We start from the raw sequence: 17,217 nt of genomic DNA on the forward strand, positions 1-17,217 counted from the left end.
GCCTTGCATGTATTAGGCCTGCCGCTAGCGTTCATCCTGAGCCAGGATCAAACTCTCCATCGTAAATTCTATTGAAATTGACTTTCACAAGTCATTTAATTGTACTGTTTACGCAATTTGTCGTTTTTTTTCTCACCAACCTGTCAAAGAACTTTCGCTTGTTAAATCTCAAGCATTGAGCTGAATCGCTTCCAGCTTACTCTATTTTAATCTCCTCTTTTTCCCTCCCCCCTTAATCGTTTGGGGTTGCAAAGGTCCGAATTTAAATTCGCTTCTCCAAATATTATTTTAAGTTTTTTTTTCAATCCCTAAAACCTACTCAGAACAACTTCTCTATCTTCTCTTTCCCCGCCCTCTCTGTTTGGGGTTGCAAAGGTCTCAATTTAATTCCAATCCTCCAAATTTTATTCTAAAATATTTTCGCTTTCAAAATTTTATTCGGATTCCAAATACCACCCCCACCGTTTGGGAGTGCAAAAGTACAAATAATTATAACAAGCGCAAAAATTAAGACCTGTTTTTCTTTAAAAAAAACTCTATTTTATTGCAATAGACTGAAAAAGAGGGATATGCAGTTTTAAAAAAAATCAAGTTCTTCTCTAAAATAGCGAATTACATGCATTTTTAACAGCGTTTCTTGAGAGATAAGACTAAAATGAGGTAGCTTTTCGACTACTTTCCAGTGGGGCCATCCATCTTTATCTAGCCCTTCCAACTCATAAAAACCCGAAAGACTCAATACTTTGCAGATAGCTATATGCATTAAATCTTGCTTTTGTTCTTTTGTAAACGTGATGGGGCCTTTCCCTAACTCTTGTACACCAATCAAAAACAGTACACCGTTTAAATCTGCAGGTCTCTTTCCAAGCACTTTTTCAAGTACATTGAGAAGTTCTTCCCACTCTTCGACTAACTGCTCATCCACATTTGTCATGTCTTATGCGTTTAATTTGCTCTAGGAGCGTCAAAAAATAACGTTTATTTAGGGATTCTCGGATAAAGCATCCCAATACTCTACGGCACGGCGGAGATGAGGTATCACAATTGTACCACCGATAAGTGTTGCAATAGAAAATACCTCTTGAATCTGCGCTTCTGTTACACCAAGCTCTTTGCATTTGCCCAGATGGTATTTCACACAATCATCACAGCGGAGGACCATTGAACACGCCAGCCCCAACATCTCTTTTGTAGCTTCATCGAGATGCCCAGGAGCGTAGCAATTGGTATCAAGATTGAATATTCTCTTAATGACGAGATTATCGGAGTCCATAATACGGTCGTTCATCCGACTCCGATAATCATTGAATTGTTCTACTAATGACATACTGTATATATATAAGGTACAAAATTCACTTATTCGGGTGTTGTTTCGACAGAAGTGGGAAGACTTCCATATTTGATTTTATGGACAGATGTGTGTTCTATTAAATCCGCCACTAAGCCCGTCCAACCTGTTTGATGGGCCGCCCCTAAGCCTGCACCCGTATCTCCGTTGAAGTATTCGTAAAACAGATACAAATCTTTGAAGTGGATACCTTCTTGAAACAACTCATTTCCAGTATATACAGGAATATTTCCGAGCTTATCTCTACGAAATATACTAATAAGCCGCTCTGCGAGTGAAACCGCCGCTTCTTTTACCGTCATTACATTCCCCGAATTGGTAGGATATTCTATTTCATAATCATCACCATAATAATTGTAGAATTTCAATAGGGAGTCAATGATGAGAAAATTGAGAGGGAACCAAATCGGTCCACGCCAGTTGGAGTTGCCGCCAAAAATACTGCTATCAGATTCTGCGGGGGTATATTTTACCCTAAGAACTTCGCCGTTGACAAAAAATTCATAGGGATGTTCATCATGGTATTTGGATAATGCCCGAATTCCATAAGCCGAAAGGAACTCTGTTTCGTCAAACATGCGCTTTAGGAGCATTTTCATCCGGTGCCCCCTCAGTAAAGCCAACAAATGTGACTCTCCTTTGCCAGGCTCGTGCCAACGCGAAATCAACGAGGCCAAATCTGGGCGGTTATTTAACACCCATTCAACGCGACGTTTAAAATCGGGAAGTTTGGTGAGAAGTTCTTCATCCAAAATTTCAACGGCAAAAAGCGGAATCAAGCCCACCATCGAGCGTACTTTCAACAGTTTACTGTTGCCGTCGGGGGTATGAAGTACATCGTAATAAAACTGGTCTTCTTCGTCCCAAAGGCTGATTTTTTGATCTCCAAGGGATTTCATTGCCGCTGTAATGTGCAAAAAGTGCTCAAAGAATTTGGAAGCCATGTCCTGATACACTGGGCGCACCAACGAAATCTCACAGGCAATCCGGAGCATATTGAGGGTATACATTGCCATCCATCCAGTACCGTCGGCCTGTTCGAGGTGCCCTCCTGTTGGCAATTCGGCGCTTCTATCAAATACTCCAATATTATCAAGGCCTAAAAAGCCTCCCGCAAAAATGTTGTTTCCTTCTGCATCCTTACGGTTTACCCACCAAGTAAAATTAAGAAGCAGCTTATGGAAAATCCGTTCTAGAAAGGCTACATCCCCAATTCCATTTAATTCACGGTCAATTTCATATACTTTCCACGTAGCCCACGCATGTACGGGTGGATTAACATCCGAGAAATTCCATTCATACGCAGGAAGTTGTCCGTTGGGGTGCATATAATACTCCCGAAGAATTACCGCCAATTGACGTTTGGCAAAATAAGGGTCCAAACGAGAGAGAGTAACGGTATGGAAAGCCAAATCCCACGCAGCAAACCACGGATATTCCCACTTATCGGGCATCGAAAGGATGTTCGCGGTATACATGTGCTTCCATGTAAGGTTACGAGGATAAGCGCGGCCTTTAAACTCAAATGGCATTTTAGGGTCACCTTTGAGCCATTCATTGATGTTATAATAGAAGAACTGCTTATTCCAAAGCATCCCAGCAAAGGCTTGGCGCTGAATGGTGCGCAATTCAGGGTCGGTTACATTTTGCTGGAGGTCATCATAAAACTCATCGGCTTCCTCTTGACGTAGCTTAAATATTTCGTCAAAATCACTGAAAGCATTGGCCTGATTAGTTTGATTAGAAAAACGCAAACGAATCGAAACGCTTTCGCCCGCAGGAACTACTTTCTTAAAATGCCCAGCGGCTTTAGAACCTATCTGATTAGGATTTACATAGTGTTTTTTACCAGTAACCACATAATTGTTGATTCCGTCTTTTGTATACGGGTTGGCATTGGGCTTTCCAAAAATACGCTCACTGTTGGTTTCATTCTCGCAAAAAAGCAACTCATCCGCTCCTTCTAAAAACAGCTTATATTTTCCCAGTAAACGGTGATTTACTTCTATTTGCCGATTGGCGATTCCATTTAATATAGGTTTATAATTAAATTGATCATATCCCCATGACCACGTATTTCTAAACCAAAGGGTCGGCAAAATGGTCAGTGGAGCGTCTTCAGTATAACGGTTATGGGCCGTTATTTTGATGAGAATGTCATTTTCGTCGGCCTTGGCGTACTCAATATATATATCAAAGTAGCGATTGTCATTAAAAATACCCGTATCCACAATCTCGTATTCGGGCTGGAGGCGGTTGCGTTTACGGTTCTCCTCGGCGAGTTTGGCGTAAGGGAACGCCACCTGTGGATATTTATATAGCATTTTCATGTAAGAATGCGTAGGGGTACTATCTAAGTAGTAGTACAATTCCTTTACATCTTCGCCATGGTTTCCTTCGGGACCAGTTACGCCATAAAAACGCTCTTTGATAATTGGGTCTTGGTGGTTCCAAAAACCAAAAGCCAAACAGATATGGCCTTTATTATCGGAAATACCCCCAAGGCCATCTTCACCCCAACGATAAGAATAAGAGCGAGAGAGCTCATGAGAAATAAAGCCCCAAGAGTCTCCCCAGTAGCTATAATCTTCGCGAACGGTTCCCCATTGGCGTTCGGCCAAATAGGGACCCCATTTCTTCCATCCTTTGTTATCGGCCCGCGCATGAATACGTTTTCTTTCGGCAGTATCTTTCATCGTAAGTTAAAATGGGTTAACTGGGAATCCACAAAAATAGTGAATACCCAATACGTTTTTGTGCAAATTTGTACCAAATAAGCATTTATTAACCCTCATCGCTATGGTATTTAATTCTTTTTTACGCCAGAAGTTAATAATTCTTCTGATTTTCACCCCCTTTATGGCTGGTTTTGCGCAAATTTATCCACATAAACCCGTTACCGCGCTGTTGGGGGCCATGGATGAAGAAATCGAATTATTACGTAGTTCGTTACAAAAACCCAAGATAAAAATGGTTCATGGAATACCGTTTTACTATGGTAAAATCGGGAAGCACCGCGTTGTAATTGTAAAAACGGGAATCGGGAAAGTCAATGCAACCATGACTGCCGCCTTTTTACTCCAAAAATTTCACCCAGCGCGCGTTATATTCACCGGCATTGCAGGAGGGCTTCATCCCGATTTAAATCCTGGCGACATTGTTATCGGGAAACAAACGTTGCAATACGATTTCGGGCAATTTACCAACGAGGGCCTCCAAACTGGAAAAACCCGCAACCCCATCAATCGTGAACTAAACCCTTTGTTTTTTCAAGCCGATTCTTTGTTGCTAGCTGCTGCGCAATCGGCCGCTAAAACCACAGATTTCCAAAAATTAGCCAGTCAAGCCAAACTTCCTTATATCATAACAGGGACCATCGTCACGGGCGATTTGTTTGTTACATCAGAAACAAAAGTCAATGACCTCCGTAAACAATTTAATGCCGATGCCACCGAAATGGAAGGTGCTGCCGTGGCCCAGTTATGTTGGCAACAGCAAGTGCCTTGTTTGGTCATCAGAAGCATGAGCGATAAAGCCGACAGCAAAGCACGGGAAAGTATTGACAGCTTCAAAAAAACGGCATCTTTTAATTCGGCCCATCTTTTACTCAATATGTTATCTAAACTGCCTAATTAGTAAACTTTTTGCGCTTAATTTGCCGTTCAACCTTACCTAAAAAGGGGCTGTTTATCTTTAAAAGAAAGATAAAATGTTGTATCTTTTTTTTAAAACAATGCATATTTCAAGTGTGTCTTTAGCGTTACATACTGTATTCCCAATAATGAGCGTCTATCAAGCGCAAAACCTTCATCAATTATGACAAATCGTGAATTTCATCAACAACTGCTGGACCAACTCCAAAAACGATATGAACAAGTCAAACTTGGCGGTGGACAAAAAAACATTGAAAAACACAAAGCAAAAGGAAAACTAACCGCCCGCGAACGCATTGCGTATTTATTGGACAATGAAAATGATTTTGTAGAAATCGGTGCTTTTGTCGGCGATGGCATGTATGCCGAAGAAGGCGGCTGCCCGTCGGGCGGGGTTGTGATTGGAATTGGCAAAGTATCGGGTCGGCAGTGTGTGATTGTCGCCAATGACGCTACCGTCAAAGCGGGAGCTTGGTTTCCGATAACGGCCAAGAAAAACCTGCGGGCGCAGGAAATTGCCATTGAAAACCGTTTACCAATCATTTATTTGGTCGACAGCGCGGGCATTTACCTTCCACTTCAAGCCGATGTTTTTGCTGATAAAGAGCATTTTGGGCGTGTTTTTCGCAATAATGCCATCATATCGTCCATGGGCATTTTGCAGGTAGCGGCCATCATGGGAAGCTGCGTAGCGGGGGGAGCTTACTTACCTATTATGTCTGACGAAGCCCTGATTGTGGAAGGAACAGGCTCCATCTTTTTGGCAGGGCCGTACTTGGTCAAAGCCTCCATCGGCGAAGAGGTCGATGCCGAAACTTTAGGTGGAGCATCTACGCATTGTGAAATCTCGGGTGTGACCGACAATAAATACCCTGACGACCCATCTTGTTTGGATGCTATCAAACGTATTTTTGATAAAGTAGGCCACAACGAAACCGCTGGTTTTGACCGTATTGCGCCTACTCCACCAGTCAAAAATCCCGATGAAATTTTTGACATTCTGCCCTCCGACCGCAATAAGCCGTATGATATGCGGGAAATCATTGAACGGATTGTGGATAATTCAGAATTTGAGGAATATAAAAAGCTCTACGGGCAAACAATTCTCTGCGGATACGCCCGCGTAGAAGGTTGGGCGGTGGGCATCGTGGCCAATCAGCGCAAAATTGTGAAAGCAAAAAAAGGAAGCGGCACAGCCAACGAAATGCAAATGGGCGGCGTCATTTATTCAGATTCAGCCGACAAAGCCGCTCGGTTTATCATGACCTGCAATCAGAAAAAAATTCCGCTCGTTTTTCTGCATGATGTCACTGGTTTTATGGTGGGCAGTCGGTCCGAACAAGGCGGAATTATCAAAGATGGCGCCAAAATGGTAAACGCTGTCGCCAACTCGATTGTACCCAAATTTACGTTTATTATCGGTAACTCTTATGGTGCTGGCAACTACGCCATGTGCGGAAAAGCCTACGACCCTCGGTTGATTTTTGCGTGGCCTACGTCGCAATTGGCCGTGATGAGCGGGGCATCAGCTGCCAAAACTTTATTACAAATTCAGGTGGCAACGCTCAAAGCCAAAGGCCAAACCATCACGCACGAAGCCGAAAACGAGCTGTTGACCGAAATCACAGATCGCTATACTACGCAACTTTCCCCTTATTACGCTGCTTCTCACCTCTGGACCGACGGCATCATTCATCCTCTGGAAACCCGCCATATTATTGCCACGGGAATTGAAGCCGCCAATCACGCGCCGATTTCCAAATCATTCAGTGTAGGCGTCATTCAGACCTAATTGAAAGATGAAAATTTTCTCCTTTCTTACTGTGCTTTTATTCAGTTGGGGCAACTCGTTTGCCTCAACAAATGACTCTTTGTTGTATTTTGCTGACTTAACCCAAAAAATTGACATAAAACATCCCAAGCCCCGCAACGAAGAGTATGAGATTCGGCTATGGGTGAAAACCGCTCTAGCTTACGGCGATGCGCAGGAATTGTACGTTATTCATCAGAAAAAGAATCGGCTTACGCTCAAGCAATACTTTTTTTATTCCCAAAAAACGCAGTATCTAAAACATATAGTTACGTTTAAGGCCTCTATAAAAGACACATCATTGTGGAGTAGCCTAACAGCCCATGATGTTTTAACGTTACCTAATGGTACAGAAATTGTAAGGGACGTTTTTAAAGAAGAGGGTCAAAAAATGCGTCAGTTTAGAGATACTACCCGCGTAGAAATCATCAATGATTCCATTCGAGTAGTAGGCAGAAGAAGCCGAGGAAAACAAATGATTGTTTTAGATGGGACAAGCTATTATTTTGAAATATTTTGCAAAAATACTTTTCATAAATACGCCTATCACTGTCCTGCTACTTATTCACACGCATATCCTCAAAAAAAGGAGTTTGAAAAGGCTAACACTATTATACAATTGATTTTCAGGGCCTTCAGAGACTATGACAAAAAAATCTGCCGCCAATACTCCAAAAGTCACCATCATAATGCCCGTATACAACGGCGCAAAAACACTGGAACGAGCAGTCAGTTCAATTCTTAATCAAACCTATCACAATTGGCAGCTTCTTGTACTGGACGACGGCTCTACTGATGAAACCATTGAGGTAGCAAACCGCTTTTGTGACATTAGGATTCAAGTATTGGCTGAGGGCCAACATAAGGGTATTGCCGCGAGACTGAATCAGGCAGTTACCCTAGCCACTGGAAAATACATTGCTCGAATGGACTCGGATGATTTTTCTTATCCTGAGCGCCTTTCAAAACAAGTGGAATTTCTGGAAACGCACCCTAGCGTTGATCTGGTAGGGACTCATATTCGTCTCCTCAACCGTGAAGGTCAAGACATAGGCACTCGTGTTTTCCCGAGCTACCATGCTCAAATTACCGCAAGACCTTGGCTCAAAAGTATTTCAGTTGCCCATCCCACTTGGTGTGGCAAAACGGCGTGGTTTCAACAATGGAAATACCGAGACATTCTAAAAAACGAGGACCAAGATCTTCTGCTCCGTGCGCATGAAGGCAGCACTTACGCCAATTTGCCCGAAATTTTATTAGACTATACTTTCATTTACTCCTTTCGCAAATCCCTTTTTTCCCGTTGGGGATCCGCTTTGATGATGCATCGTTTTTATATACAAAAGGGGGTACCTATTTGGTATACAATTAGCTTATTTTTTGTTTTTATTAAATTTTTTCGTGATTTTTTTATAAGAAGATGTTGACATACCGAAGACAATAGCGTCTAAAGAGTAGACCTAAATTACTACCGGTAGGGATGATTCGTATTGTACAGACCTTCGCCGTGCCAATGTCGCTTTTATTTTTAGAAGGGCAAACGCATTTTTGGACACAAAATGGCTACAAAATTCATGTCTTAACCAATGGGTGTGAAGAATTGGGCAAATTTGGCCAGCAAAATAACGTCCAAACTTCTTGTATTTCATTCTGCCGAACCAAGCATCTAAGCATGGATGACGTAAAGAGTTTTTTTCAGTTAAAGCGTTTTTTTCAAAAAATAAGACCTCTTATTGTCCACGGAAACACCCCCAAAGTGGCTTTGTTGACCATGATTACGGCCAAAGCGACAAATATCCCAATCCGCATTTACGAAATGCACGGCTTACCCCTCGAAACAGCGGGATGGGGAATGAAAATCGTTTACTTTTTAACCGAAAAAATATGCTGTCAACTCGCCACTCACGTCATAGCCGTTAGTCCTTCGTTAAGAAAATTGGTCATTACAAAAGGTCTGGTAGCCCCTTCAAAAATATCGGTTATGCACAATGGGAGCTGCAATGGTATTGATGCCATGCTCAAATTCAACCCTTCATTCACTAACAATCAGGAAGTTGAAGCCCTTAAAACAAAATACGGGATTGCTCCCAATCAGGCCGTTGTGGGTTTTGTGGGGCGTTTGACCAAAGACAAAGGTGTTATAGAATTGTATGAAGCTTGGCAAAAAGTCAAACAACGGTTTCCAAAGGCGATGTTATTGGTCATAGGCAGCGTGGATGAACGGGTCCCGCTTTCCAAACAATGGTTGGAGAAATTGGCCACTGATCCAACCATTGTTTGTACGGGGGAAGTTAAGAATATGGCATCACATTATGCATTGATGGATTTTATGGTACTTCCCAGCCATCGCGAAGGCCTTGGGAATGTAGTCTTAGAGGCGGCTGCCATGAAAAAACCATCTATTGTTTCGTATGTGACGGGGTTGAAAGATACGATTCTGAAGAATCATACGGGTCTTTTTTGTCCAGCTCGTTCGGCAGACGACCTAATGCATAAAATTCTGTATTATCTTGATAATAAACCGATTGTGGAATCACACGGATTGGCCGCCCGCGCCTGGATTGTTCAACATTTTTGCCCTGTTGATGTATGGGAAGCAAAATTACAGTTATACCAAAGCTTGGTGGCCGCGTACGAATCTGTAATTTTGCAAAATGAGCTATCAACGATTTCTTAAACCGGTCATTGATAAAATTTCCGCCTTTTTTATTCTTCTACTGACCCTTCCCATTACGTTGGTAGTCACCTCATTATTATATTTTTACAATCAAGGGAAACCTTTTTTCTTTCAATTACGTCCTGGGCAAAACGGTAAAATTTTTAAAATTATAAAATTCAAAACCATGAACGACCGCCGGGCAGCCAATGGAGAGTTATTGCCTGATAGTGCCCGCTTAACGCCCGTGGGACGGTTTGTACGCCAAACATCTTTGGATGAATTACCGCAGTTAATCAACGTTTTGAAAGGAGATATGTCACTGGTTGGGCCAAGGCCTCTACTGCCCGAATACTTGCCTCTTTATAGTCAACGTCAGCAACGCAGGCATGAAGTAAAACCAGGTATCACGGGCTGGGCGCAAATCAACGGACGCAATACTATTTCGTGGTCTCAAAAGTTCGAGTACGATATTTGGTATGCAGAACACATATCTTTGGGCCTTGACATTAAGATACTTTGGCTTACGCTGATAAAAGTTTTCAAACGCGAAGGCATCAGTTCGGAGACGTCGGTTACAATGGAGAAATTTAAAGGAAACAACTAATAACATGCTTTTATACGGCGCAAGTGGCCATGCCAAAGTCATTATCAGTTGCTTACGAGCAAACAGAGTTCCTATTTCTGGAATTTTTGATGATGATTTACAAAAAAAAGATTTATGGTCGATTCCCGTTATTGGCAAGTACAACCCCGATTTTGATAATGAAAGTTTACTCATTATTGCCATCGGCAACAATCAAATCCGCCGCAAAATAGCCAGTTTTATCCAGCATCCATTCGGGAAAGTAACCCATCCTTCGGCCATTATCGACGAGTCGGTAAAGATAAGTGCAGGTTCCGTCATATTTCATAACGTGGTGGTACAAGCCGATGTAAGTATTGGCAAACACGTCATTATCAACACTTCATCGTCGGTAGATCATGATTGTATCTTAGGTGATTTTGTACATGTTGCCCCAAATGCAACACTCTGCGGAAATGTACGGGTGGGCGAGGGAACGCTCATTGGTGCCGGAACCATTGTGACACCCAACATCACGATTGGAAAAAACTGCCTGATTGCGGCAGGGAGTGTTATTACGAAACACATTCCTGACTATGCCATTGTACGGGGAAATCCAGCGCGGGTCCTTAAAATTACTTATGATTAAACACCCGAAACAATAATTGTCGCACCGCTTGTTGTACTTGTCGCCCCGCCCTCGCCCAAATAGCGGTACTTGCCGCCAATAATCCGAAGACAATTAAAAAACCTACATAGCGACTATTGAGCCATTCGTTAATCCCAAGCGCTAACATTATAAACAGGAAAATTCCCGTTAGGGCTGCCAATAACAACAGCACTATTAAATAAATAAGCTGGATAACAATGTTTTCAAGACGCTCCTGTGTTTCTGTTTTTATCAAATCCAAGCGCGTTTCTAGGTATTTAAAAAGGTAATTCCGGACCTCTTCTATTTTTTCAAACATTGGTTTTTGAATTGATGATGTATATTTTTTTGTTATCCGACGCAGACAAGTTCTGTCTGATAACAATTTTACATAAAACTATTGAGTCTTACAAAGCGTTTCCCATTTGTGGTTCGTAACTTTGTCGCTCTGAAAAGAGCCAGTTTCAGAACTGCAAAGGAGTGTTTCTATCGCTTTCTCTCTTATTTTGACTTCAAACTATTATGACTGTTGTACCATACAAAGATAAAGATTCAAGCAAACGCGAACAGATAGCGGAGATGTTTGACAATGTTTCGCCCAAATATGACTTTTTGAATCACCTCCTCAGCGCGGGCATTGATATTTATTGGCGCAAACGTGCCATCAAACTTCTGAAAAAAGAAAACCCACAAACGATTTTGGATATTGCTACTGGCACTGGCGACTTTGCCATTGAAGCTCTAGCCCTCAAACCCAAAAAGATTGTCGGTATTGATATTTCGGAAGGTATGCTTGCAGTGGGGCGGGAGAAAATCAAAAAACTTGGCATGGAAAATGTCATTGATCTCCGTACGGGAGACTCGGCCAATTTGCCTTTGGAAAGTAATTCTTTTGATGCAGTAATTGCGTCGTTTGGTGTTCGAAATTTTGAAAATCTACTTCACGGCCTCACTGACATGTGTCGGGTGATGAAACCAGGGGGCACTTGCGTGATTTTGGAATTTTCAAAACCGAAAACTTTCCCGTTCAAACAATTATACAACTTTTACTTTCGTTACATTTTACCGATTGTAGGACGAATGGTCTCCAAAGATTCTGCGGCATATACCTATCTTCCCGAATCGGTGCAGGCGTTTCCAGACGGAAACGACTTTTTGAAAATTTACGAACAGGCGGGCTTCAAAAACACAAAATGCATACCACTCACGTTTGGAATTTGTTCGATTTACATTGGAAAAAAATAATACTCGGATTATTGATAGGCTGCGGCCTGCTTAATACTGCCGATGCACAAACCGTAGGCTATTTCCGAAAGCATCAGGAGTTTTATGACGACAAGCCAATCCATTATGGTTTTTTGTTTGCATTGCCCGTTACACGCTTTCGCCTTGTCCATGACGATTCATTCTTAACACAAGACACCACAAACCGCATTACGGCACCAGTCACCGTTGGATTTCGTTTTGGTTTTGTCATGAATGGGTATCTCAACGACCACTGGGACATTCGCACCACGCCCTCTGTATCGCTCTACAACCGGGCCGTAGAATATGAGTACGGCAGCGGCAAAAAACGCCGTGAACTACGTGAAGCCACGTGGATAGAAATCCCCCTTTTGTTTAAATACAAATCGCAACGGCGGATGAACTCACGCATGTATATGTTGGCGGGGGCCACGTTTGGGTTTGAAACCAATGTTCGCAAACGTCAATTACCTGGCTCTGACCGTCTAAATGCCAAAAGTGCTGACTTGACCATTGATTATGGATTTGGATTTGAGCAGTTTTTGGCATATACCAAGTTTTCTCCTGAACTACGATTTTCTCACGGAATCGTAAATTTATACCGTACAAACGACCCAAACTCTACAGCTAGCATCCGCCGGCTTACGTCGCATACCGTTACGTTGTATTTGATGTTTGAATAAACCGATTGTTTTTCTAAACTTTGCAGTAAGCGTTTATCCCCGCTTACTGTACGTCACTTATTAAGTACTTCTTTATCAAATCATTAATTTATTTAGATGATAAAAACAAGGATAATAATCGCGTAGAATTGTTCACTACCAACTTTCCAAATCATGTCAGAAACTGCACTTCTAGACGAAATTCCGTCATTAGATATTTCCGATTTTACCAGTGGAGACCCCGCCCGCAAATCCCAATTTGTCCAAGATTTAGGCACAGCTTTTAACAATATCGGTTTTGTTTGCATCAAAAACCACGGCCTCTCTGAAGACCTTCGCCTGAAGCTATATGATTCAGTACAACAATTTTTTAAACAACCCGACGACGTAAAGAAAAAATACGAATTTCCTGAGTTGTCTGGCCAGCGCGGCTACATCGGCAAAGGAAAAGAGACCGCCAAAGGCTTTAAAGTAGCCGATTTAAAGGAGTTTTACCACGTAGGACAGCCTGCTCCAGAAGGCGAAATGCCACACAATATTTTTCCCGAAGAAGTCCCCGAGTTTAAAGAATACACGCTCAAAGTATACGAAACTTTTGAGAACACTGGCAAAACCCTCCTGCGGGCCATCGCCGTATATTTGGGGCTGGATGAAAATTATTTTGAAGATAAAGTCCGCAACGGCGACAGCATTTTGCGGGCGCTGCATTATTTTCCCCTCGACCCCGCAACAGTACCCGACGGGGCTGTTCGGGCAGCGGCGCATGGAGACATCAACCTTATTACCCTACTCATGGGGGCCAGTGCCGAAGGGCTTGAAGTACTGCGCCGCGACGGCAAGTGGATTGCTATTACGGCATTACCTGATCAAATTGTGGTCAACGTAGGTGATATGCTCGACCGATTGACCAATCATAATCTCAAATCCACGATTCACCGCGTTGTCAATCCCCCCCGAGAGAAAATGAATACTTCGCGGTATTCTATTCCGTTTTTTATGCACCCTCGAGGCGATATGAATTTGACGTGTCTGGAGAGTTGTGTCGATGCCAATTATCCAAAACTCTACGTCGACATGACGGCGGGAGAATTTCTCAATGAGCGCCTCATTGAATTGGGTCTAAAAAAAGCATAAATTGCTTTTTCTCCAGTCGGGTAGTTTTCGAACAGGCCGAAAACTACCCGACAGATTTTTTTGTTAACCCCTAAAATTCCTTCTTCAGCGTGTCAGAATCACTCCTTCACCCGCCCGTTAAGCGGATTCGACACCTCATCTTTTTGAAAGATGTGCTGATTTTAGCGTTAACCTGCTTTGGAGGACCACAAGTACATTTAGTAATGTTTTTGGAACGGTTTGTGCAAAAACGCCGCTACCTTACCGAGGAAGAATTGCTTGAGTTACAGGCCCTTTGCCAAATACTGCCCGGCCCAACCTCTACCCAAACAATTACCGCTTTAGGTTTTAAATTAGGCGGGCCTAATCTGGCCTACGCTACGGTTTTGGTTTGGTCATTGCCCGCAGTACTAGTGATGACACTCGCCGCACTTGGGATTTATTACCTCCAACAAAATCAGATTTCGCTCACTTTCATGCGTTTTGTGGAACCGATGGCGATTGGTTTTTTGGCGTATGGTGGATATACGATTGGCACCAAGGTTATTCACAAAAACACGCATTGGTTCATTTTGATTACGGCTGCGGTTATCGCTTATTTGTTCCCGTCTCCTTACATGACCCCCATTGTGATTGTTTTGGGTGGGTTTGTTACTTCTTTGGGGTTTCGCAAACACGAAAAAATGGACAAAAACCCCATTCACATTCAGTGGGCCAATTTCATTCTATGGCTTAGTGTGTTGGTTTTTGCGGCAGCCCTTGGAGCAATTACCCAGTCGCTGCCTGTTCGTCTTTTTGAAAATTTTTACCGCAACGGTAGCCTCGTTTTTGGAGGGGGGCAGGTACTGAATCCGATGCTTTACACCGAGTTTGTTGAATTTAAACAATACCTGACCCGACAAGAGTTTTTGAGCGGTATGGCGCTGGCTCAAGTGATTCCAGGACCTGTTTTTTCGATTGCATCCTACATCGGAGCTTTATCCATGCGCTCCGAAGGCGGGCTAGGAAGTCAACTTTGGGGAAGTTTAGCAGCTACAACGGGAATTTTTTTACCAGGAACATTTTTAATATTCTTTGTTTATCGTTTCTGGAACAGCTTAAAAAAATACCGTGGAGTACGCGCCTCGCTAGAGGGAATAAATGCCGCAAGTGTAGGTCTTACCGCAGCCGCAGTAATCAGGATGTTTATCCCTACTGCTACCAATACCACGGCTATCATTACCATCATCGGAACACTCGGTATACTCCAATATACCAAAACCCCTCCTTACGTGATTGTACTGGGAGGCATCTTGTTGGGAATCCTTTTTCATTAATTTTACCGTATATCTTTTCTTTTTCAATCATTCCAAATTTTTCTATGAACAGACTAAAAATCACACTCTTATCTTTTGTTTTGGGGGTAAGTGTGTCTTATGCCAACGACCCAACCGACGAAGGGATGTGGCTACCTTCTTTGATTGGCAAAAACGAAGCCCAGATGAAAAAACAGGGCTTCAAACTAACGACCAAAGACATCTACGATATCAACAATGCCAGTCTTAAAGACGCCATTGTACGCATGGGAGGCGGTTTTTGTACGGGAGAAATTGTCTCAGACAAGGGGCTTTTATTTACCAACCACCACTGCGGGTATGATGCCATTGCCACGCTTTCTACCCCCGCCGACAATATCTTAGACAATGGTTTCTGGGCCAAGTCTAACGCTGAAGAACGCCCCGTAGAAGGATTATTTATTGACATTTTGGTCAGAATGGAAGATGTGACAGATAAGATTTTGCCCGAACTCAAAGGACTCAGCGAAAAAGACAGAACCGCAAAAGTCAATCAGTTGGGCAATGAGCTTTCAAAAAAAGCTACCGACGGAACAACTTTCAACGCCTCTGTACGTGAGTTTGCCAAAGGAAATGCCTATTATTTGTTTGTTTTTGAGAAATTCTCAGACATTCGCCTCGTAGGTACCCCTCCCCAGAGTATTGGTAAATACGGCGGCGACACCGACAACTGGGAATGGCCACGGCATACGGGCGATTTCTCAGTGTTTCGTATTTATGCCAACAAAGACAACAAAGGCGCGGACTACTCGCAGGAAAATGTACCCTATAAACCTAAGAAATTTCTACCAGTGTCGCTCAAAGGAATCAAGCCAGGAGATTTTACCATGGTTTTTGGTTTTCCAGGCCGCACCAATCGATACGAAACATCAATGGGTATCAAACTAGCAATTGAAAAGGTAAACCCAGGTATTGTTAAAAATCGGGACATTCGCCTAAAGGCCTGGAAAGAGGAAATGGACAAGGATGTGGCTACCAAACTGGCCCTTTCGTCAGAGTACGCCAACATTGCCAACTACTGGAAATATTTTATCGGTCAAACCCAACAGCTTCAACGCCTCAAAGTGTATGATCAAAAGGTAGCTATGGAGACCAAATTTAACGCTTGGGCCAAAGGAAAACCCGAGTATGAAGGGATTTTTGAGGAATGGCAGAAAGCATACGCTGCTTATGAGCCTTATGCTACTCACTCCACCTACCTTAATCAAGGCATCATCGGCGCCAATATCGTCAATCTAGTACTGCCGTTGGTCATGGCCGAAGAACAACTCAAAGACCCAGTAAGAGCTAAGGCAATGGCTGAACGCATGAAAGGCTCGGCGGATGAGTTTTTTAAATCATTTAATTTGCCTTCAGACCAAAAAATTGTAGCTCAAACGTTATTGGCGTTTTATAACGACATTCCCAAAGAACAGCATCCCGCCATTATTCAGGAGATTTTGACAAAGTTTTCGGCAGGAACACCCGAGGAATCATTCAAGAAGTTTGCGCAAGAAATGTATTTAACCAGCGTTGTAACCAACAAGGACCGTTTTGCTAAATTTGTAGAAAACCCCTCCGCTGAGGTCCTTGCCAACGACTGGGCGTTGAAATACTTCAGCGATTTTCGCAAAAATTACCTCACTAAATATGCAAAGTATAACGCTGATTTTCAGGAAACTGACAAAAAACTTTCGCGTATTTATATTAAAGGATTAACGGAAATGGATCCTTCTTTGGTTCAATACCCAGATGCCAACAGCACGCTGCGCGTCAGCTACGGAAATGTGCAGGATTATGACCCGCGCGATGGCGTACATTACAATTACAAAACAAACATTACGGGCGTAATTGAAAAATACAAACCCAACGATTACGAGTTTGACCTACCCAAAAACTTTTTGGAATTGTATAAAAATAAAGATTTCGGCCAATACGCCGACGCACAGGGAGAAGTACCTGTAGGGTTTATTACCAACAACGATATTACGGGAGGAAACTCAGGAAGCCCTGTACTGAATGCCAAAGGCGAATTGATTGGTTTGGCGTTTGACGGCAACTGGGAAGCAATGTCGGGCGATATTGTATTCGATAAAAAATACAAACGCTGCATCAACGTAGACATTCGCTATGTACTCTGGTGCATCGAAAAACTCGGTGGCTCCGACTTAGTAAAAGAATTAAAAATAGTGAAGTAGTATTC

The 17,217-nt window shown here is 42.8% G+C and carries 16 protein-coding genes and 1 rRNA gene; 12 read left to right on the forward strand and 5 right to left on the reverse strand.

Annotated elements, in window-relative coordinates; translation table 11 throughout:
• From GVN20_RS09970 to GVN20_RS09985, 4 genes are all read right to left on the reverse strand, one after another.
• A 16S ribosomal RNA gene (locus GVN20_RS09970) occupies nt 1–63 on the reverse strand; the annotation flags it as partial.
• A gap of 514 nt (nt 64–577) precedes the next feature.
• The gene (locus GVN20_RS09975) at nt 578–934 is read right to left on the reverse strand and encodes a hypothetical protein (RefSeq protein ID WP_166558194.1); all 357 of its coding nucleotides are present in this window, start codon (nt 932–934) and stop codon (nt 578–580) included.
• Between the two features lie 48 nt (nt 935–982).
• Nucleotides 983–1,327: a carboxymuconolactone decarboxylase family protein gene (locus GVN20_RS09980; RefSeq protein WP_114068168.1), complete on the reverse strand. Its 345-nt coding sequence runs from the start codon at nt 1,325–1,327 to the stop codon at nt 983–985.
• 29 nt (nt 1,328–1,356) lie between these two features.
• Nucleotides 1,357–4,044 carry an MGH1-like glycoside hydrolase domain-containing protein gene (locus tag GVN20_RS09985; RefSeq protein WP_166558195.1) on the reverse strand — a complete coding sequence of 896 codons (2,688 nt, stop codon included), beginning with the start codon at nt 4,042–4,044 and terminating at the stop codon, nt 1,357–1,359.
• A gap of 163 nt (nt 4,045–4,207) precedes the next feature.
• On the opposite strand from GVN20_RS09985, the gene GVN20_RS09990 reads away from it, so the two are divergent.
• From GVN20_RS09990 to GVN20_RS10020, 7 genes are all read left to right on the forward strand, one after another.
• Nucleotides 4,208–4,984, forward strand: a complete 777-nt coding sequence (locus tag GVN20_RS09990) for a 5'-methylthioadenosine/adenosylhomocysteine nucleosidase (RefSeq protein WP_229599029.1) — start codon at nt 4,208–4,210, stop codon at nt 4,982–4,984.
• Between the two features lie 180 nt (nt 4,985–5,164).
• Entirely contained in the window at nt 5,165–6,793 is a 1,629-nt protein-coding gene (locus GVN20_RS09995) for an acyl-CoA carboxylase subunit beta (protein ID WP_166558197.1), read from the forward strand.
• A 7-nt stretch (nt 6,794–6,800) separates the two neighbouring features.
• Nucleotides 6,801–7,556, forward strand: coding sequence for a hypothetical protein (locus GVN20_RS10000; protein WP_166558198.1), 756 nt, complete (start codon nt 6,801–6,803; stop codon nt 7,554–7,556).
• Nucleotides 7,456–8,238 (forward strand): glycosyltransferase family 2 protein, encoded by a 783-nt coding sequence (locus tag GVN20_RS10005; RefSeq protein ID WP_166558199.1) that lies wholly within the window; start codon nt 7,456–7,458, stop codon nt 8,236–8,238. The genes GVN20_RS10000 and GVN20_RS10005 overlap by 101 nt, the downstream gene beginning before the upstream one ends.
• 53 nt (nt 8,239–8,291) lie before the next feature.
• A complete protein-coding gene (locus GVN20_RS10010) occupies nt 8,292–9,488 on the forward strand; it encodes a glycosyltransferase (RefSeq protein ID WP_166558200.1) in 1,197 nt (398 codons plus the stop codon).
• A complete protein-coding gene (locus GVN20_RS10015) occupies nt 9,466–10,074 on the forward strand; it encodes a sugar transferase (protein ID WP_166558201.1) in 609 nt (202 codons plus the stop codon). The genes GVN20_RS10010 and GVN20_RS10015 overlap by 23 nt, the downstream gene beginning before the upstream one ends.
• Nucleotides 10,075–10,078: 4 nt before the next feature.
• Nucleotides 10,079–10,681: an acetyltransferase gene (locus tag GVN20_RS10020; protein ID WP_166558202.1), complete on the forward strand. Its 603-nt coding sequence runs from the start codon at nt 10,079–10,081 to the stop codon at nt 10,679–10,681.
• Here GVN20_RS10020 and GVN20_RS10025 read toward each other — a convergent pair.
• On the reverse strand, nt 10,668–11,000 hold the full coding sequence (locus tag GVN20_RS10025; protein WP_166558203.1) for a phage holin family protein: 333 nt from the start codon (nt 10,998–11,000) through the stop codon (nt 10,668–10,670). The genes GVN20_RS10020 and GVN20_RS10025 overlap by 14 nt on opposite strands.
• 203 nt (nt 11,001–11,203) lie before the next feature.
• Between GVN20_RS10025 and ubiE the strand changes: the two genes are divergently transcribed.
• The 5 genes from ubiE (at nt 11,204) to GVN20_RS10050 (ending at nt 17,212) form a co-directional block, all read left to right on the forward strand.
• Nucleotides 11,204–11,926, forward strand: a complete 723-nt coding sequence (ubiE, locus tag GVN20_RS10030) for a bifunctional demethylmenaquinone methyltransferase/2-methoxy-6-polyprenyl-1,4-benzoquinol methylase UbiE (protein ID WP_166558204.1) — start codon at nt 11,204–11,206, stop codon at nt 11,924–11,926.
• On the forward strand, nt 11,875–12,609 hold the full coding sequence (locus GVN20_RS10035; RefSeq protein ID WP_166558205.1) for a porin family protein: 735 nt from the start codon (nt 11,875–11,877) through the stop codon (nt 12,607–12,609). The genes ubiE and GVN20_RS10035 overlap by 52 nt, the downstream gene beginning before the upstream one ends.
• A 153-nt stretch (nt 12,610–12,762) precedes the next feature.
• Nucleotides 12,763–13,722 carry an isopenicillin N synthase family oxygenase gene (locus GVN20_RS10040; RefSeq protein WP_166558206.1) on the forward strand — a complete coding sequence of 320 codons (960 nt, stop codon included), beginning with the start codon at nt 12,763–12,765 and terminating at the stop codon, nt 13,720–13,722.
• An 89-nt stretch (nt 13,723–13,811) separates the two neighbouring features.
• The gene (gene chrA / locus GVN20_RS10045) at nt 13,812–15,017 is read left to right on the forward strand and encodes a chromate efflux transporter (protein ID WP_166558207.1); all 1,206 of its coding nucleotides are present in this window, start codon (nt 13,812–13,814) and stop codon (nt 15,015–15,017) included.
• Between the two features lie 44 nt (nt 15,018–15,061).
• On the forward strand, nt 15,062–17,212 hold the full coding sequence (locus GVN20_RS10050; protein ID WP_166558208.1) for a S46 family peptidase: 2,151 nt from the start codon (nt 15,062–15,064) through the stop codon (nt 17,210–17,212).
• Nucleotides 17,213–17,217 lie beyond the last annotated feature (5 nt).

The sequence above is a fragment of the Runella sp. CRIBMP genome, assembly GCF_009905605.1.
Lineage (GTDB): Bacteria > Bacteroidota > Bacteroidia > Cytophagales > Spirosomataceae > Runella.

Excerpts from the sequence above, each read along its gene's own strand:
- GVN20_RS09975 (WP_166558194.1), bottom strand. The coding sequence starts at position 934 with ATGACAAATGTGGATGAGCAGTTAGTCGAAGAGTGGGAAGAACTTCTC.
- GVN20_RS09980 (WP_114068168.1), bottom strand. The coding sequence starts at position 1,327 with ATGTCATTAGTAGAACAATTCAATGATTATCGGAGTCGGATGAACGAC.
- GVN20_RS09985 (WP_166558195.1), bottom strand. The coding sequence starts at position 4,044 with ATGAAAGATACTGCCGAAAGAAAACGTATTCATGCGCGGGCCGATAAC.
- GVN20_RS09990 (WP_229599029.1), top strand. The coding sequence starts at position 4,208 with ATGGCTGGTTTTGCGCAAATTTATCCACATAAACCCGTTACCGCGCTG.
- GVN20_RS09995 (WP_166558197.1), top strand. The coding sequence starts at position 5,165 with ATGACAAATCGTGAATTTCATCAACAACTGCTGGACCAACTCCAAAAA.
- GVN20_RS10000 (WP_166558198.1), top strand. The coding sequence starts at position 6,801 with ATGAAAATTTTCTCCTTTCTTACTGTGCTTTTATTCAGTTGGGGCAAC.
- GVN20_RS10005 (WP_166558199.1), top strand. The coding sequence starts at position 7,456 with ATGACAAAAAAATCTGCCGCCAATACTCCAAAAGTCACCATCATAATG.
- GVN20_RS10010 (WP_166558200.1), top strand. The coding sequence starts at position 8,292 with ATGATTCGTATTGTACAGACCTTCGCCGTGCCAATGTCGCTTTTATTT.
- GVN20_RS10015 (WP_166558201.1), top strand. The coding sequence starts at position 9,466 with ATGAGCTATCAACGATTTCTTAAACCGGTCATTGATAAAATTTCCGCC.
- GVN20_RS10020 (WP_166558202.1), top strand. The coding sequence starts at position 10,079 with ATGCTTTTATACGGCGCAAGTGGCCATGCCAAAGTCATTATCAGTTGC.
- GVN20_RS10025 (WP_166558203.1), bottom strand. The coding sequence starts at position 11,000 with ATGTTTGAAAAAATAGAAGAGGTCCGGAATTACCTTTTTAAATACCTA.
- ubiE (WP_166558204.1), top strand. The coding sequence starts at position 11,204 with ATGACTGTTGTACCATACAAAGATAAAGATTCAAGCAAACGCGAACAG.
- GVN20_RS10035 (WP_166558205.1), top strand. The coding sequence starts at position 11,875 with ATGCATACCACTCACGTTTGGAATTTGTTCGATTTACATTGGAAAAAA.
- GVN20_RS10040 (WP_166558206.1), top strand. The coding sequence starts at position 12,763 with ATGTCAGAAACTGCACTTCTAGACGAAATTCCGTCATTAGATATTTCC.
- GVN20_RS10050 (WP_166558208.1), top strand. The coding sequence starts at position 15,062 with ATGAACAGACTAAAAATCACACTCTTATCTTTTGTTTTGGGGGTAAGT.